At 73.5% G+C, this 15,275-nt stretch carries 17 protein-coding genes and 1 tRNA gene; 5 read left to right on the plus strand and 13 right to left on the minus strand.

Annotated elements, in window-relative coordinates; translation table 11 throughout:
- The first annotated feature begins 14 nt into the window (after positions 1-14).
- From ACIRBY_RS13960 to ACIRBY_RS13970, 3 genes are all read left to right on the plus strand, one after another.
- Entirely contained in the window at positions 15-1,289 is a 1,275-nt protein-coding gene (locus ACIRBY_RS13960) for a glycosyltransferase (protein ID WP_403900369.1), read from the plus strand.
- Positions 1,286-3,574, plus strand: a complete 2,289-nt coding sequence (locus tag ACIRBY_RS13965; RefSeq protein WP_403900371.1) for a glycosyltransferase family 39 protein — start codon at positions 1,286-1,288, stop codon at positions 3,572-3,574. Before ACIRBY_RS13960 ends, ACIRBY_RS13965 begins: the two co-directional genes overlap by 4 nt.
- A gap of 90 nt (positions 3,575-3,664) precedes the next feature.
- On the plus strand, positions 3,665-4,321 hold the full coding sequence (locus ACIRBY_RS13970; RefSeq protein WP_403900373.1) for a TetR family transcriptional regulator: 657 nt from the start codon (positions 3,665-3,667) through the stop codon (positions 4,319-4,321).
- Here the strand turns inward: ACIRBY_RS13970 and ACIRBY_RS13975 are convergent.
- Positions 4,300-5,970, minus strand: a complete 1,671-nt coding sequence (locus ACIRBY_RS13975; protein WP_403900375.1) for an MDR family MFS transporter — start codon at positions 5,968-5,970, stop codon at positions 4,300-4,302. The two genes, ACIRBY_RS13970 and ACIRBY_RS13975, sit on opposite strands and share 22 nt — an antisense overlap.
- Before the next feature lie 13 nt (positions 5,971-5,983).
- Entirely contained in the window at positions 5,984-6,415 is a 432-nt protein-coding gene (locus ACIRBY_RS13980) for a MarR family winged helix-turn-helix transcriptional regulator (protein ID WP_403900377.1), read from the minus strand.
- Positions 6,416-6,530: 115 nt separating this feature from the next.
- On the opposite strand from ACIRBY_RS13980, the gene ACIRBY_RS13985 reads away from it, so the two are divergent.
- Positions 6,531-6,764: a hypothetical protein gene (locus ACIRBY_RS13985; RefSeq protein WP_403900379.1), complete on the plus strand. Its 234-nt coding sequence runs from the start codon at positions 6,531-6,533 to the stop codon at positions 6,762-6,764.
- A gap of 19 nt (positions 6,765-6,783) precedes the next feature.
- On the opposite strand, the gene ACIRBY_RS13990 is transcribed toward ACIRBY_RS13985, so the two are convergent.
- From ACIRBY_RS13990 to ACIRBY_RS14035, 10 genes are all read right to left on the minus strand, one after another.
- Positions 6,784-7,653, minus strand: coding sequence for a hypothetical protein (locus ACIRBY_RS13990; RefSeq protein WP_403900381.1), 870 nt, complete (start codon positions 7,651-7,653; stop codon positions 6,784-6,786).
- Between the two features lie 86 nt (positions 7,654-7,739).
- The gene (locus tag ACIRBY_RS13995) at positions 7,740-8,579 is read right to left on the minus strand and encodes an RNA polymerase sigma factor SigF (RefSeq protein ID WP_403900383.1); all 840 of its coding nucleotides are present in this window, start codon (positions 8,577-8,579) and stop codon (positions 7,740-7,742) included.
- A 231-nt stretch (positions 8,580-8,810) separates the two neighbouring features.
- The gene (locus ACIRBY_RS14000) at positions 8,811-9,701 is read right to left on the minus strand and encodes an RNA polymerase sigma factor SigF (RefSeq protein WP_403900385.1); all 891 of its coding nucleotides are present in this window, start codon (positions 9,699-9,701) and stop codon (positions 8,811-8,813) included.
- 215 nt (positions 9,702-9,916) lie between these two features.
- Complete coding sequence (locus tag ACIRBY_RS14005) at positions 9,917-10,078, minus strand: hypothetical protein (protein ID WP_167747595.1); 162 nt, start codon at positions 10,076-10,078, stop codon at positions 9,917-9,919.
- Positions 10,079-10,463: 385 nt separating this feature from the next.
- Positions 10,464-10,754, minus strand: a complete 291-nt coding sequence (locus tag ACIRBY_RS14010) for a hypothetical protein (protein WP_403900387.1) — start codon at positions 10,752-10,754, stop codon at positions 10,464-10,466.
- Between the two features lie 89 nt (positions 10,755-10,843).
- Positions 10,844-10,928: transfer RNA gene (locus ACIRBY_RS14015), tRNA-Ser, on the minus strand.
- Positions 10,929-11,062: 134 nt separating this feature from the next.
- Positions 11,063-11,491 (minus strand): tRNA adenosine(34) deaminase TadA, encoded by a 429-nt coding sequence (gene tadA / locus ACIRBY_RS14020; RefSeq protein WP_366453793.1) that lies wholly within the window; start codon positions 11,489-11,491, stop codon positions 11,063-11,065.
- Positions 11,492-11,604: 113 nt separating this feature from the next.
- Positions 11,605-12,153, minus strand: a complete 549-nt coding sequence (locus ACIRBY_RS14025) for a hypothetical protein (RefSeq protein ID WP_366453716.1) — start codon at positions 12,151-12,153, stop codon at positions 11,605-11,607.
- A 216-nt stretch (positions 12,154-12,369) separates the two neighbouring features.
- The gene (locus tag ACIRBY_RS14030) at positions 12,370-12,573 is read right to left on the minus strand and encodes a hypothetical protein (protein WP_403900389.1); all 204 of its coding nucleotides are present in this window, start codon (positions 12,571-12,573) and stop codon (positions 12,370-12,372) included.
- Between the two features lie 179 nt (positions 12,574-12,752).
- The gene (locus ACIRBY_RS14035) at positions 12,753-13,712 is read right to left on the minus strand and encodes a universal stress protein (RefSeq protein WP_403900391.1); all 960 of its coding nucleotides are present in this window, start codon (positions 13,710-13,712) and stop codon (positions 12,753-12,755) included.
- A gap of 188 nt (positions 13,713-13,900) precedes the next feature.
- Here ACIRBY_RS14035 and upp point away from each other — a divergent pair, with 188 nt between their 5' ends.
- Positions 13,901-14,536, plus strand: a complete 636-nt coding sequence (gene upp, locus ACIRBY_RS14040) for a uracil phosphoribosyltransferase (protein ID WP_030225496.1) — start codon at positions 13,901-13,903, stop codon at positions 14,534-14,536.
- 13 nt (positions 14,537-14,549) lie between these two features.
- On the opposite strand, the gene ACIRBY_RS14045 is transcribed toward upp, so the two are convergent.
- Complete coding sequence (locus tag ACIRBY_RS14045; protein ID WP_403900393.1) at positions 14,550-15,224, minus strand: LytR C-terminal domain-containing protein; 675 nt, start codon at positions 15,222-15,224, stop codon at positions 14,550-14,552.
- Between the last annotated feature and the right edge of the window lie 51 nt (positions 15,225-15,275).

Consider the following 15,275-nt stretch of genomic DNA (forward strand, 5'->3'; position numbering starts at 1 on the left):
GCGAGGGTCGGAGCATGCCAACCGACACCTCTTCCGACGCCCTCCCGGCCCGGGCGCCCCTCGCGCCCGTGCCCGGCGAGCCCGTACTCGACGTGGTGATCCCGGTCTACAACGAGGAAAGGGACCTCGGCCCCTGCGTGCGCCGGCTGCACGCCCACCTCACCCGGACCTTCCCCTACCCCTTCCGCATCACCATCGCCGACAACGCCAGCACCGACCGCACCCCCGCGTGCGCGGCCGAGCTCGCCGCCGGGATCCCCGGCGTACGCAGCGTCCGGCTGGAGGAGAAGGGCCGCGGCCGCGCCCTGCGCACCGTGTGGAGCGGCTCGGAGGCACCCGTCCTCGCGTACATGGACGTGGACCTCTCCACCGACCTCAACGCCCTGCTGCCCCTGGTCGCCCCGCTGATCTCCGGCCATTCCGACCTGGCCATCGGCACCCGGCTCGCCCGCTCCTCGCGCGTGGTGCGGGGGGCGAAGCGGGAGTTCGTCTCCCGCGCCTACAACCTGCTGCTGCGCTCCTCGCTCGCCGCCCGGTTCAGCGACGCCCAGTGCGGCTTCAAGGCCATCCGGCGGGAGGTGGCGCAGCGGCTCCTGCCGCTCGTCGAGGACACCGGATGGTTCTTCGACACCGAGATGCTGGTGCTCGCCGAGCGGGCCGGGCTGCGCATCCACGAGGTGCCGGTGGACTGGGTCGACGACCCCGATTCCACGGTGCACCTCGTCAAGACCGCCGCCGAGGACCTGAAGGGCGTCTGGCGGGTGGGCCGGGCGCTGGCCCTGGGGGCGCTCCCCCTGGACCGGCTGGCCCGCCCCTTCGGCGACGACCCGCGCGACCGCACCGCCCTGCCCGGCGTGCCGCGCGGGCTGGCCCGCCAGCTGCTCGGCTTCTGCGCGGTCGGCGTGCTCTCCACCCTCGGCTACCTCGCCCTGTACTCGCTCTTCCGGCTCGGCACCGGACCGCAGGCCGCCAACGCCGCCGCCCTGCTGGTCTCCGCCGTGGCCAACACCGCCGCCAACCGCCGGCTCACCTTCGGCGTCCGGGGCCGCGACCGGGCCCTGCGCCACCAGGCCCAGGGCCTGGTCGTGTTCGCCATCGGACTCGCCCTGACCAGCGGTTCGCTCGCCGCCCTCGGCGCGGCCACCGACGACCCCGCCCACGGCACCGAACTGGCCGTGCTCATCACGGCCAACCTCGCCGCCACCGTGCTGCGGTTCCTGCTCTTCCGCGCCTGGGTGTTCCCCGAGCGCCGCACCACTCCCGTTCCCGTGAAGGACGACCAGCGATGACCACGGCCCTCCCACCCTTCGACTCCCCGCTCCCCGACCGCGCCCGCGTCCGGGACGCGTCCCCGGCCGGGGACCGGACCGCCGCCGGCCGGCCCGGCTGGGAGCGGCCCGCGTACGCGGCGCTGCTGCTCGCCACCGCCGTCCTCCTGCTGTGGAACCTGGGCGCGTCCGGATACGCCAACTCCTTCTACTCCGCCGCCGTACAGGCCGGCTCCGAGAGCTGGAAGGCCTTCTTCTTCGGCTCCTCCGACGCCGGGAACTCCATCACCGTCGACAAGCCCCCGGCCGCGCTGTGGCCGATGATGCTGTCCGTCCGGATGTTCGGCCTCGGCTCCTGGCAGATCCTCGTCCCGCAGGCCCTGATGGGCGTCGGCACCACCGCCGTCCTGTACGCCGCCGTGCGCCGCCAGTTCGGGCCCGCGGCCGCGCTGCTGAGCGGGGCCGCGTTCGCCCTCACGCCCGTCGCCGCGCTGATGTTCCGCTTCAACAACCCCGACGCGCTGCTGACGCTGCTGCTCACCGTCACCGTGTACTGCGTGCTGCGCGCCCTCGACGGGGCACGGACCGGGTGGCTCGTGGCGGCCGGGGCGGCGATCGGCCTGGGCTTCCTCACCAAGACCCTCCAGGCCTTCCTCATCCTGCCGCCGCTGGCCGTGCTGTACGCCGTCTGCGCGCCGACCCGGCTGCGCCGCAGGCTCGGGCAGCTGCTGCTGGGCGGGGCCGCGATGGTGGCGGCCGGAGGCTGGTGGGTGGCGGTCGTGGAGCTGTGGCCCGCCTCCTCGCGCCCGTACATCGGCGGTTCGCAGCACAACTCCTTCCTGGAGCTGACCTTCGGCTACAACGGGCTCGGCCGGCTGAACGGCAACGAGACCGGCAGCGTGGGCGGCGGCCGGACCGGCGGGGCCCCCGGCGGCTCCGGGGCGTACGGGCTGCCCGAGGGCGGGCCGGGCCTGCGCGGCGGGGGCTGGGGGGAGACCGGCGCGGGCCGGTTGTTCTCGGCCGATGTGGGCGGTCAGATCTCCTGGCTGCTGCCCGCGGCGCTCGTGCTGCTCGTGGCGGGGCTGGTGGTGACCTGGCGGGCCGGCCGGGCCGCCGACTCCCTCCAGAGCATGGCCCGCGCGGCCTTCCTGGCCTGGGGCGGCTGCCTGCTGATCACCGCCGCGGTGTTCAGCTGGATGCAGGGCATCTTCCACCAGTACTACACGGTCGCGCTGGCCCCCTTCGTGGCGGCGCTGGTGGGCATGGGCGTGGCCGTGCTGTGGGAGGAGCGGGGCGGCCGGGCCGCCGCGCTCACCCTGTCCGGCACCCTCGCCCTGACCGCCGTCTGGTCGTACGTGCTGCTCGGCCGCTCCTCCGGCTATGTGCCGTGGCTGCGCTGGGCGGTGCTGGTGGCCGGCCTCCTCGCCGCCGTCGCGCTGCCGTTCGCCGCCCGCCTGGGACGCCGGGTGCTGCTCGGTGTGGCGGCGCTGGGGCTGGGAGCTGCCCTGGCGGGCCCGTTCGCGTACTGCCTGACCACGGTCTCCACCGGTCACACGGGGTCGATCGTCACGGCCGGTCCGGCGGTGGCCGGCGGGCGGGGAGGTCCCGGCGGGATGCGCTTCGGTCCGGGCGGGGAGCGGTTCGGGGGCGGCCTGCCGGGCCTTCCCGGAGGCGGTCCCGGCGGAGCCGCGCCGCAAGGGGCGCCGCAGGGCGGCCAGGGGGGCGTGCCGCAGGGCGGGCCCCAGGGCTTCCCGCCGGGCGGCGCACCGGGCTTCGGACAGCCGGGCGGTACGGGCGGCGCCGGCGGTACGGGCGGCGCGGGCCGGTCCGGATCCGGCCGGGGCGCCCGCGGCGGCGGCCCGGGCATGCGGGGCGGCGCCGGCGGACTGCTCGACGGGGCCCGGGTCTCCGCCGGGGCCAAGGCCGCGCTGCGCGCCGACGCCGACCGCCACACCTGGGCGGCGGCCGCCATCGGTTCGCAGAACGCGGCGAGCTACCAGCTGGCCTCCGGCCGGCCCGTGATGCCCCTGGGCGGCTTCAACGGCAGTGACCCCTCTCCGACGCTGGAGCAGTTCAAGGCCTACGTGAAGGCCGGCAGGATCCACTGGTTCATCGCCCAGGGCGGCCTCGAAGGCGGCGCGGGCGGCGGGGAGTCCCGGACGGCGGGCCGGGCGGGCGGGCAGGGCGGCCCGGGCGGGTCGACCAGTACCGCCATCGACAGCTGGGTGCGGGCGACGTTCAAGCCCACCACCATCGGCGGGGCCACCTTCTACGACCTGACGGCCCCTTCGACCGGCACGTCCTGAACCCGCCCCGATCCACGCGGCACCCCCTAGCATCAAGAGGGCGGACCGGGCATTCCGGGCTGATCCCCTTGTGATGAGGAGGGCACCTCGATGGTGACCGAGGCTGATCCGGGCGAGGCCAGGACCAGTGTGTGGCTGGCCGTGAGGCCCGCCGCCCCCGTCAGACGGCGTACCGAGGCCCCCTCGGGGCTGGACCGGGACCGGATCACCGCCGCCACCGTGCGGCTGCTGGACGCGCAGGGGCTCGGCCGTTTCTCCATGCGCAGGCTGGCGGCCGAGCTGGGCGTCACCGCGATGTCCCTGTACTGGTACGTGGACACCAAGCACGACCTGCTCGAACTGGCCCTGGACAGTGCCCTGGGCCAGCAGCCGCTGCCGGCCGGCCCGCCGCCGGGGGAGTCCTGGCCGAGCCGGCTGAGGGGACTGGCCTGCGGCTACCGCAGGCTGCTGGCGGAGCACCCGTGGGTGGCCCCGCTCAGCGCCGTCTACCCGAACATCGGCCCGCACGCGCGGGCCTTCGACGCCGCCCTGCAGCGGCTGCTGGAGGCCGCCGGCCTGGCGGACGCCGGCCGGACCGGCGCCCACCTGGCCGTGTCGCAGTTCCTGAACGGCTGCGCGCTGCACGGCTGCGGGGGCACGGTCCGGCGGGCGCCCGAGGCGGACTTCGCCCTGGCCCTCGACGTCCTGATCGCGGGCATCGAGGCCAAGGCCGCAGACCGCCGGACTCAGGCCTGGGACGGGGCCTGAGAGGAGGCCTCGGAGTCCTCGCCGGACGACTGCGCCGGGATCCCGGCGGTGGTGCCCTCCGCGCTCGGGGCGTGCGCGGCCGGCTTCGACTTCAGCGCGACCTCCTTGATGAAGACGACCAGCACCAGTCCGAGGAGCGCGCTCGGGGCGGCGTAGAGGAAGACGTCGCCGACGCCGTGCCCGTACGCGGACTCCATGACCTGCCGCAGCGGCGCGGGGAGCTTGTCGAGGTCGGGGATGCCGCCCCCGCCGGAGCCGCCGTGCCCCAGGGCCGCCGCCTTCGGGCCGAGGGCGGCCAGCCCGTCCTTGACGTAGTGGGTGACCCGGTTGGCCATGACCGCGCCCAGCGCCGAGACGCCCATGGCGCCGCCGAGGGAGCGGAAGAAGGTGACGACGGAGCTGGCCGCGCCGAGGTCCTCGGGGGCGACCTGGTTCTGGGTGGCGAGGACCAGGTTCTGCATCATCATGCCGAGGCCGAGGCCGGTCAGCGCCATGAACAGGGCGATGCGCCAGTACGGGGTGTCGTAGCGCAGGGTGCCCAGGAAGCCGAGGCCCGCGGTCAGCAGCACGCCGCCGGAGACCAGGAAGGCCTTCCACCGGCCGGTCTTGGTGATGATCTGGCCGGAGACCGTGGAGGAGACGAAGAGGCCGCCGATCATCGGGATGGTCAGGATGCCCGACATGGTGGGGGACTCGCCGCGGGCCAGCTGGAAGTACTGGCTGAAGAAGACCGTGCCGGAGAACATCGCGATGCCGACGAAGAGCGAGGCGGCCGAGGCCAGGCTGATGGTCTTGTTGCGGAAGAGGCGCATCGGGATGATCGGGTCGCTCGCGCGGGACTCCACGAGGAGGAAGAGCAGGCCGAGCACGACGGCGCCGCCGGTCATGGCCAGGGTGGTCCAGGAGATCCAGTCGTAGGAGTCGCCGGCCTGGGTGACCCAGATCAGCAGCAGCGAGACGGCGCCGCTGATCAGGAAGGCGCCCAGCCAGTCGACCTTCACGTCCCGGCGGACGACCGGCAGGTGCAGGGTGCGCTGGAGGACGATCAGGGCGATCACCGCGAAGGGCACGCCGACGTAGAAGCACCAGCGCCAGCCGAGCCACGAGGTGTCGGTGATGACGCCGCCGAGCAGCGGGCCGCCGACGGTGGCGACGGCGAAGACCGCGCCGAGGTAGCCGCTGTAGCGGCCGCGCTCGCGCGGGGAGATCATCGCGGCCATCACGATCTGGGCGAGGGCGGAGAGGCCGCCGACGCCGATGCCCTGGACCACGCGGCAGGCGATCAGCATGCCGGTGTTCTGGGACAGGCCCGCGACCACGGAGCCGAGGACGTAGATCACCAGGGATATCTGGACGAGCAGCTTCTTGCTGAAGAGGTCGGACAGCTTGCCCCACAGCGGGGTCGCGGCCGTCATCGACAGCAGGGCGGCGGTGACGACCCAGGTGTAGGAGGACTGGGTGCCGCCGAGGTCGCTGATGATCTGGGGCAGGGCGTTGGAGACGATCGTGGAGGACAGGATCGCCACGAACATGCCGAGCATGAGCCCGGACAGCGCCTTCATGATCTGGGAGTGGGTCATGGGGGCGCCGTCGGACGTGGTCTCCGACTGGCCGCCTCCCCGCACACCGGAGGGTGTGGTCGTAGCCATGGGTTTCCTTTGCCTAGAAGCTCGATCGGAGTCGGGCCAGCAGGGTGTTGAGTGCGTCGATGTCCTCGGCCGACCAGTCGGCCAGGGCCTTCTCCAGCGCGTCCGTGTAGCGGGCGCCGAGCTCGGCGAGCACGGCGCGCCCCTCGTCGGTCAGGCGCAGGATCCGGCAGCGGCCGTCGCCGGGGTCGGTCTCCCGGTCGATCCAGCCGCGCTGCGCCACGTGGGCGACGTGCCGGCTGCTGACGGAGATGTCGACGGCCATGAACTCGGTGAGCCGGCTGAGCCGCATCTCGCCGTGCCGGTCGAGCACGGTGAGGACGGCGGCGGCGCCGGGCGGACAGTGCGGGGGCAGGATCCGGGCGAGGTCGCGTTTGACCGCCCCGATGCCGGTGAGCTGGCGGGCCAGCTCCTCGTACCGGGTGCTCTGCGTCGTCTGCGTGCCCACCGGACCGCCCCCATCTCGTTGCTTAGGGCAACCATAGAAGAGCATGGTTGCTACAGGCAAATGAATTCCGGGGGTGGAGCGGTAAAGGAATCGGAAAACCCGCTAGGGTCCAGCCATGTCCGCACAGCACAACTCATCCGGCGCCGAGGGCTCCTACGACCCCGCCGGCAGCACGCAGATGTTCCGCGCGTTCGTGGCGGAGGGCGAGGACCAGGCGGCGCGCACCCCGTCCGTGCCGGGATCGCGCCGCCGGCCCAAGGAGTCCGGCTCGAAGGGCGCCGGCCGGCTCGCCCTGGTCCTCGCGCTGGCGCTGGTGCTCGGCGCGGCGCTGTGGGTGGTCCTGCACTGACCGGCCGGGCCCGGGCGGGTCAGCTCCAGCTCGCGGTGACCCCGCGGGTCTCCACGCGCATGCCCAGGGGGACCCGCCAGGCCTCCACGCAGACCGTGTAGGCCTGCGTCCTGGAGGTCCGGCCCGCGATGGGGGCGGGCAGGGGCTGGGTGGTGGTGATCGTGGCCCAGTCGATGCCCAGCGCGCCGATGACGTGCGTCGCGAAGCCGACCGTGCCGGAACGGGCCGCGGTGGTGCCGGTGTTGGTGAAGGTCACCGTGACGCGCTCGCACCAGCGGTCGGACGCCGCCGCGCGGACCGGGGTGCCCAGGGTGAGGGCGGCGGGGGTGGCGGGCGGGGGCGTGGTGCCACCGGAGCCGCCGGAGCCCCCGGATCCTCCCGGGCCGCCGGTGCTGCCGCCGGCCGTGCCGCCGCCGGAGCCGCCTGTGGAGTCGGAGCCGTCCGTGCCGCCGGAGCCGCCCGGCCGGGGCGTCGGGGTGCCGGGGCCACCCGTGCCGCCCGCCGCGCCGCCGTTCCCGCCGCCCGAGCCCCCGGCGCCGGGGGCGGGGGCGGGGGCGGTCCCGGGGGTGCCCGGGACCGGCGGGGTGCCGGGTGCGGGGCCGGAGCCCCCCTGTGCGGAGCCGCCGGCTGCCGGTGACCCCGGTGCGCCGGACGCCGTGGAGCCGGAGGCGCTCGTGGAAGGGGCCGAGCCCGCCGACGCGATCGGCTGGTACTCCACCCGCCCCTGCGGCGGCACGTTCTCCCCCGCACCCCGCTCGGGCCCGGCGGCCGCGGCGCCGACGGCGGCGTAGCCGTCGCGGTCCGGGCCGCCGCAACCGGTCAGGGTGGCGGCGGCCGTGCAGCAGAGGGCCAGGGCGAGCGTGCGCGCCGCGCGGGATCCCGTTCGCATCGCGCCAGTGTTCCTGACGCCCTGTCAAATGTGAACCCCGCGCCTGCGGATGGCCGGTCCGGCGGGTGTCGGGCCGGCCGGCGGGACTATTCGCCGATGAGGCCCGTGCGCAGCTGCGCGAGCGTGCGCGTCAGCAGCCGGGAGACGTGCATCTGCGAGATGCCGACCTCCTCGCCGATCTGCGACTGGGTCATGTTCGCGAAGAAGCGCAGCATGATGATCTGCCGCTCCCTGGGCGGGAGTTTGGCCAGCAGCGGCTTGAGCGACTCGCGGTACTCGACGCCTTCGAGCGCGGTGTCCTCGTACCCGAGCCGGTCCGCGAGCGAGCCCTCGCCGCCCTCGTCCTCCGGGGAGGGGGAGTCCAGCGAGGAGGCCGTGTAGGCGTTGCCGACGGCGAGCCCGTCGACGACCTCCTCCTCGGAGACGCCGAGGACGGCCGCCAGCTCCGGCACGGTCGGAGACCGGTCGAGGCGCTGGGCGAGCTCGTCGCTGGCCTTGGTCAGCGCGAGGCGCAGCTCCTGGAGTCGGCGCGGGACGCGGACGGACCAGGAGGTGTCCCGAAAGAATCGTTTGATCTCGCCCACGACGGTCGGCATCGCGAACGTCGGGAACTCCACTCCGCGTTCGCAGTCGAAGCGGTCGATCGCCTTGATCAGGCCGATGGTGCCGACCTGGACGATGTCCTCCATCGGCTCGTTGCGGCTGCGGAACCGGGCTGCCGCGTAGCGCACCAGCGGCAGGTTCAGCTCGATCAGGGTGTCGCGCACGTAAGCCCGTTCGGGGCTGTCCGGGTCCAGGGTGGCGAGTCGCTGGAAGAGGGAGCGGGAGAGGGTGCGGGTGTCGATGGCTTCCGAGCGGTCGGCCACTGCCGGCAGCTCACGCTCGTCGAGCGTGAGCACCTTGGAGCTGCCCTGGTCTACGGACATGCCACCCCCTTGAGGTCGCGGACGGTCGCGTATCGGCGCGTCCGTCGGAGGAACGCAGCCTCCACCTGAATACCGGAGGCGGAGCTGCGGCAAACGCGGTTCCAGCAGAATGTCACATGTCGGCAACACGCTGTAGCGTCATGTCGACAAGTATCTCCAGCGACAGACGGCCGACCGAGCGGAATGAGCCGGTTCTGTAGGGAATCGCGGGCCGGGCTCCACCCGATCCGGTTACGCCTCGATCCTGTTTGCGGATCTCAGACGGGCGAAGCTGCGCGCCAGCAGCCGGGAGACGTGCATCTGGGAGACCCCGAGCTCGGCGCTGATCTGCGACTGCGTCAGGTTGTTGTAGTAGCGCAGCAGGAGGATCCGCTGCTCCCGCTCGGGCAGCTGTACGAGCAGGTGGCGCACGAGGTCGCGGTGCTCGACGCCGGCCAGCTCGGGGTCCTCGTAGCCGAGCCGGTCGAGCAGCCCGGGCATCCCGTCGCCCTCCTGGGCGGCTTCGAGCGAGGTCGCGTGGTAGCTGCGGCCCGCCTCGATGCAGGAGAGCACCTCGTCCTCGCTGATCCGCAGCCGCTCGGCGATCTCCGGGGTGGTCGGGGTGCGGCCGTGGAGGGTGGTGAGGTCCTCGGTGGCGGCGTTGACCTGCACCCACAGCTCGTGGAGGCGGCGCGGGACGTGGACGGTGCGGACGTTGTCCCGGAAGTATCGTTTGATCTCCCCCACGACCGTCGGCATCGCGAAGGTGGGGAACTGGACCCCGCGCTCGGGGTCGAACCGGTCGATCGCGTTGATCAGCCCGATGGTGCCGACCTGGACCACGTCCTCCATGGGCTCGTTGCGGCTGCGGAAGCGGGCGGCCGCGTAGCGCACCAGCGGGAGGTTGGCCTCGATCAGGGCCCCGCGCACCCGGTTGTGCTCGCTGGTGCCCGGCTCCAGGCCCTTCAGCTGGCCGAAGAGGACCTGGGTCAGGGCCCGGGTGTCGGCGCCCCGGCCCTGGGGTCTCGCCGTGGCCGCCACGGGCTCCTGGAGGTCGGCGGGCGGCTCGTGCGGCGGCTCCGGCCTGGGCTCCTGCCGGGGCTCATGCTGGGGAGGCACCTGAGGCGCAGTACTGGCCGGCACGGTCACGCCACCCCTTCGGTCAACTCATCCGTCTCATCCGTCAAAAGTGGTCATAGCATCACAAGAGATGTGGACTGTGTGCAAGCACCGTATATAGCCGTGTTGAGGGCAAGTTGGGCATTTAGGGGTATTCTTTTTACCGGTGAGAACGCGAAAGGCCCCCCACCCGCGGAGTGAGGGGCCTGGATGTCCGGAAATCGCTTCAGCGTACGGGCTCAGGTCACCAGTTCGGTGATGAACTCGCCGATGCCGGATGCGGCATCCGATATGCCCTGGAAGCCTATTCCGACCATCTCGGCCGCCCGCTTGGGCTGGGTGATGATCACGAAGAGGACGAACACCGTGAGGGCGCCCGTGATGAGCTTCTTGGTGTCCATGAACGGTGTCGGCCTCCCCAACCGGTACTGCAAAGTCGGGTGAGTCTAACCGGTCAGGTTTGGACACTCACCTGTCCTTTAAGGACCAATGACCCTGTCGGACAGGTCTTTTGCCGGTAGGCGTCCGGGCGCGGGAGGAGCAGGATGGAACACGAGCCCACCGGTTCTGGCAGGAAACCGGTGGGTGAGGGACAGGGCCTCACTGCGGGGTCCGAGCCGCGGGCTTCCCCCCCTGACCGCGGCCCGGGCTGGCGGGTTCCGTCCTCACCGGGGGAAGTGGCTTGTCCCCCCGATGTCACTTCCCCCGTCCGCGTGGAAGGCCCCGGCTCCGGCCGGGGCCTTCTTCGCGTGCCCCGGCGCGCGCCGGACGGAGCCCCGGGCCGGCCTACTGGACGGCGCCCAGCAGGTCCACGAGGGGCGCGACGGGGGCGATCGCGGGCTGGAGCTGGTCCGGCAGCGTCATGAGCTGGTTGAGCTGGTTGGCCCCCTCGCCGATCTTGCCGCCGATCTCCTGGACCGAGGACGGCGTGGCGCCCGCGGGCATGCCCGGGGCGGCCGTCGGCAGGTCGGGGAGGGTGAGCGGGGCGAGCGGCGCGGCGGAGGCCGCGGGCGCGGCGAGGCCCGCGGCGGCCCCCGCGAGGGCGAAGGCGGCGAGGAGGCGCTGGGTCTTGGTCATGCCGTGTCCAACGGCCGAGCCGACGCCCGGTCACGGCGGGAACGCACGAGAGCCCCGGTTCGTACGAACCGGGGCTCTCGTTTCCAGAGCGGTGGTGGAGGGATTTGAACCCCCGATGGGTTGCCCCATACTCGCTTTCGAGGCGAGCTCCTTCGGCCACTCGGACACACCACCGAGAGAGATCCTAGCCGATGGTGGGGAGTGCTTCGCAACTTCCGGTCGAGTGGCCCTGCTCACCCCTCACCACCCGGTCGCGGCGCCCGCCCACCGGCCGCCCGCCCACCGGCCGCCCGCCGCCCGCCGCCCGCTCACCGCTCCCGGAAGAACTCCGTCAGCTGCCGCGCGCACTCCTCCTCCAGCACCCCGCGGATCACCTCGGGGCGGTGGTTGAGCCGGCGGTCCCGCACGAGGTCCCACAGGGATCCCGCCGCACCCGCCTTCTCGTCCCCCGCGCCGTAGACCACCCGGGCCACCCGGGACTGGACGAGCGCGCCCGCACACATCACGCACGGCTCCAGGGTGACCACCAGGGTGCACCCCGTGAGCCGCCACTCCCCGAGCCGGGCGGCCGCCCGGCGCAGCGCCAGCACCTCGGCGTGCGCCGTGGGATCCCCGACGGCCTCCCGTTCGTTGTGGCCGGTGGCGAGGACGGCGCCGTCCGGTCCGAGCAGGACGGCGCCGACCGGCACGTCGCCGGCCGGCACCGCCAGGGCGGCCTCCCGGAGCGCCAGGCGCATGGAGTCGCGCCAGGGGTCCCGGACCGGGTCGGGGCCGACACCGGGCCCGTCCCCGGTGCCGTGCGGGTCCTGCGGGTCGTGCGTGTCGTACGTGAGGTGGTGCGCGGCGATCACTAGCGGACGGCCTCCAGCACCTCGGTGGCTCCGAGCGCGTCGGCGATCTCCGAGAGGGCCTCCCCGTCGAGGGACATCAGCTCCTTGTGGCCGACGCCGAGGTCGTCCAGCAGGCGCGGATCGCCGAGCGGGCCGGCCGGCACCGGCTCGGAGCCCGACCCCGCCCCGGCTTCCGCCCCGTCGTCCTCGTCCGCGTAGGCGGCGACGGGCTCGTCCTCCCCGTCCTCGGTGCCGTCCAGGTCCAGTTCGTCGAGTTCGTCGTCCTCGTCGACGCTGCCCAGCAGCTCCTTGGTCAGCATCGATCCGTAAGAGCTCCGGTCGGCGGCGGAGGCGTTCGACACGAAGTACCGGGGGTCCTCCTCTCCGTCCACGCGGATGACGCCGAACCAGGCGTCCTCCTGCTCGATGAGGGCGACCACCGTGTCGTCGTCGACAGCGGCGGAACGTGCGAGATCGATCAGATCACTGAGGGACTCGACGTCGTCGAGTTCCAGGTCGCTCGCTTCCCACCCGTCTTCGGTGCGCGCGAGCAGTGCGGCGAAATACACCGTGACTCTCCCACTGGTCATAGGCGTGCCGGTTGGAGGTCCCCCCGGCCGGAGGTTGGGGTGTGAACGGTCGTGACACAAGCTGTTCGCACCCCGCCCAATCGGCATCGTGGCAGAAACAGCGGCTTTGCGAGAGGTCTTCCGCGCGGCGGCCGTGTCGCGGCGCCGGGCGGAGGGCCGGTCGGGGGCCGGTCGCTGCCGTGGGCATCGTGCCCCTCACCAACGGAACGTACGCATCCGCATCTGCTGCCGCATCCGTGCCGCGCGGGCGCGGCGGGGCTGGACCCGGTCGCGCAGCGCCCGGGCCTCCATCAGGTCGCGCAGGAACTGGGCGCGTCGCGCCCTGCGCTGCGCCGCTGTCTCCGGCGCTCGGTCCGCCTCGCTCCCCTTGCCGTCGTTCTCGGGCTGCGTCTCGGGCATCGGCACCACCCCAGGCTGGTCCGGGTCGTCCTCCTCCGCCGGCGCGAAGCAGACCCCCCGGCTCCCACCTTCCCCCCGCCGGCGCGTTTGATGCCACCCTCTTCCGGATAGGCCCAGGTCAGGACGGGGAACCCCTGAAGGGTCAGATCACGCCCGGTGACCTCGGGCCGCGGCCCGCCTCAGTCCGCGCCGTCGTCCGTGAGCGCCGGGACGACGGCCACCGGGCCGTGCGCGTGGTGGAGGACGGCGTGCGCCACCGATCCCATCAGCAGCGACCGCCGGCGCGGATGGTGGCGGCCGACCACGACCAGCGCGGCCGACCGGGACGCCTCCACCAGGCGCCCCGCCGCGTCCCCGGGCACGGCGGCCTGCTCGACCGGTACGTCCGGATGGCGGGCCCGCAGCGGGGCCAGCCGCTCCGTCTGGGCCCGCAGCATCTCCCGTTCGGCCGGCACCCCGTCCCCGCCGTCGGCGAGGCCCTCGGGCGGGACCACCTCGAAGGGGGCGTCGACCAGCGCCGTCGGTCCGGGCGGCACGGCGTACGCGGAGACCACCTGGACGGTGGTCCCCCGGGCGGCGGCTTCCGCGAACGCGAAGCGCAGCACGTCCTCGGGCGTCTCGGCGGCGTGCAGCCCGACCACCACCCGCCCGGCGGAAGCGCCCCAGGGGTCCTCGACCGCGCGGTCCTCGTGCGGGACGACCACCACCGGGCACTTCGCGCTGCCGGCCACGGCCCGGCTGCTGGACCCGAGCATCAGGGTGGCGAACCCGCCGCGCCCCCGCGATCCCATGACCAGCATCAGGGGCGCGTTCTCGGCGCCCACGACCCGCAGCGCCTCGGGCACGGAGCCCTCCAGGGCCTCGTAGCGGACGTGGGCGGGGTACTGCGGGCCCGCCGCCAGCAGGGCCCGGACGCGGTCGCCCACGGGGTCGGCGTACTCCTCGGGCTCGTTGGGGTCGTGCAGGGACGAGCGGCGCCCGGCGTAGAGCTGGGAGACGTCGGGCAGGACGTGCGCGACCATCAGGCCGGCGCCGTGGCGCAGGGCGGCCAGACGGGCCCATTCCAGGGCGCGCAGGCTGTGCTCGGATCCGTCGACGGCGGCGATCACGAGGCCGCCGCCCGCTGGGCCGTTGCTCACCCGTCCAGCGTGCTGGTCGTCGCGGCGGCCCGCATCTCATGGGCCCGGGGCGTGCGCGGGACGCGCCGCGCCCCTTCCACCGCGTAGCCTTTTGGCAGCAGGTCGCGAACAGCGGCCGTTTATCGCAGGTAGCAGGGTCGCAGGTCGCGGATCGCAGGTCGAAGCCCGGCTGAGTCTTGGAGGATGTTGTGCGTTTGCAGGTCGTCGATCACCCCTTGGTGGCGCACAAACTCACCACGCTGCGCGACAAGCGCACCGATTCCCCCACGTTCCGGCGGCTCGCCGACGAGCTGGTGACGCTCCTCGCGTACGAGGCCACCCGTGACGTGCGCACCGAGCAGTCGGACATCGAGACCCCGGTCGGCCCGACCACCGGCGTCAAGCTGTCGCACCCGCGCCCGCTGGTCGTGCCGATCCTGCGCGCCGGCCTCGGCATGCTGGACGGCATGGTCCGGCTGCTGCCGACCGCCGAGGTGGGCTTCCTGGGCATGGTCCGCAACGAGGAGACCCTGGAGGCCTCCACGTACGCGACGCGCATGCCCGAGGACCTCTCCGGCCGCCAGGTCTACGTCGTGGACCCGATGCTGGCCACCGGCGGCACGCTGGTCGCCGCGATCCAGGAGCTCATCAAGCGCGGCGCCGACGACGTGACCGCCGTGGTGCTGCTGGCCGCGCCCGAGGGCGTCGAGGTCATGGAGCGCGAGCTGGCGGGCACGCCGGTGACGGTGGTGACGGCCGCCGTGGACGAGCGGCTCAACGAGCACGGCTACATCGTGCCGGGCCTGGGCGACGCGGGCGACCGCATGTACGGCTCGGCCGAGTAGCGCAGGCCCGCCTTCAGCACTTCGGGGAGGGCGCGGGCGCGGGGTTGGCCAGGACGGCCAGCGCCTTGTCCGCGTCCTCCTTCGTGTTCAGCTCCTTGAAGGAGTCGCCCAGGATCAGGTCGACGTCCGCGCCCTCGCGGGTGTCGGTCTGCTGGGTGACGCCGGTGAGCTGGGTGCCGAGGACGGAGTACACCGCCTTGTCGGTGCGCGGGGAGCCGAGCAGTATCCCGGGCCCGGGGACCTTCTTGTCGAAGTCGGCGGGGGCGTTGCCGACGTGGCCGATGGTGAAGCCGCGCTTCTTCAGCTCGTCGCCGACGGCCTTGGCGAGGCCCGCGCGCGGGGTGGCGTTGTAGACGTTGACGGTGATCTGGCCGGGCTGCGGCAGGGCGGCCGCGGGGGCGCCGGAGGCGGCCGGGCCGGGGTTCGCCGCCTCGGCGGGCCGGGCGGAGGCCGCGGGGCTCTTGGTCGGGCAGTCCTTCGCGGCCGCGGCGGCGCGCCGGTCGCCGTCGCCGCCCCGGAACACGTCGATGAGCTGCAGTGCCCCGTAGCCGAGCAGGGCCAGCGCGAGGACCGATCCGAGCAGGGCGAACACGATCTTCCGGCGTCGCCGAGGCCGGCTCATGCGGGGGTACGCAGTCCCCGTGACGCGGTACTTTCCGCCCATGCCGGGGGGAGTGAGCATGCTCATGGGCGCAGCGTAGTGCCGTACCGGAACGATGCCTACTAAATGATCTGTTGA

The organism is Streptomyces sp. NPDC096136, from assembly GCF_044763325.1.
Lineage (GTDB): Bacteria > Actinomycetota > Actinomycetes > Streptomycetales > Streptomycetaceae > Streptomyces.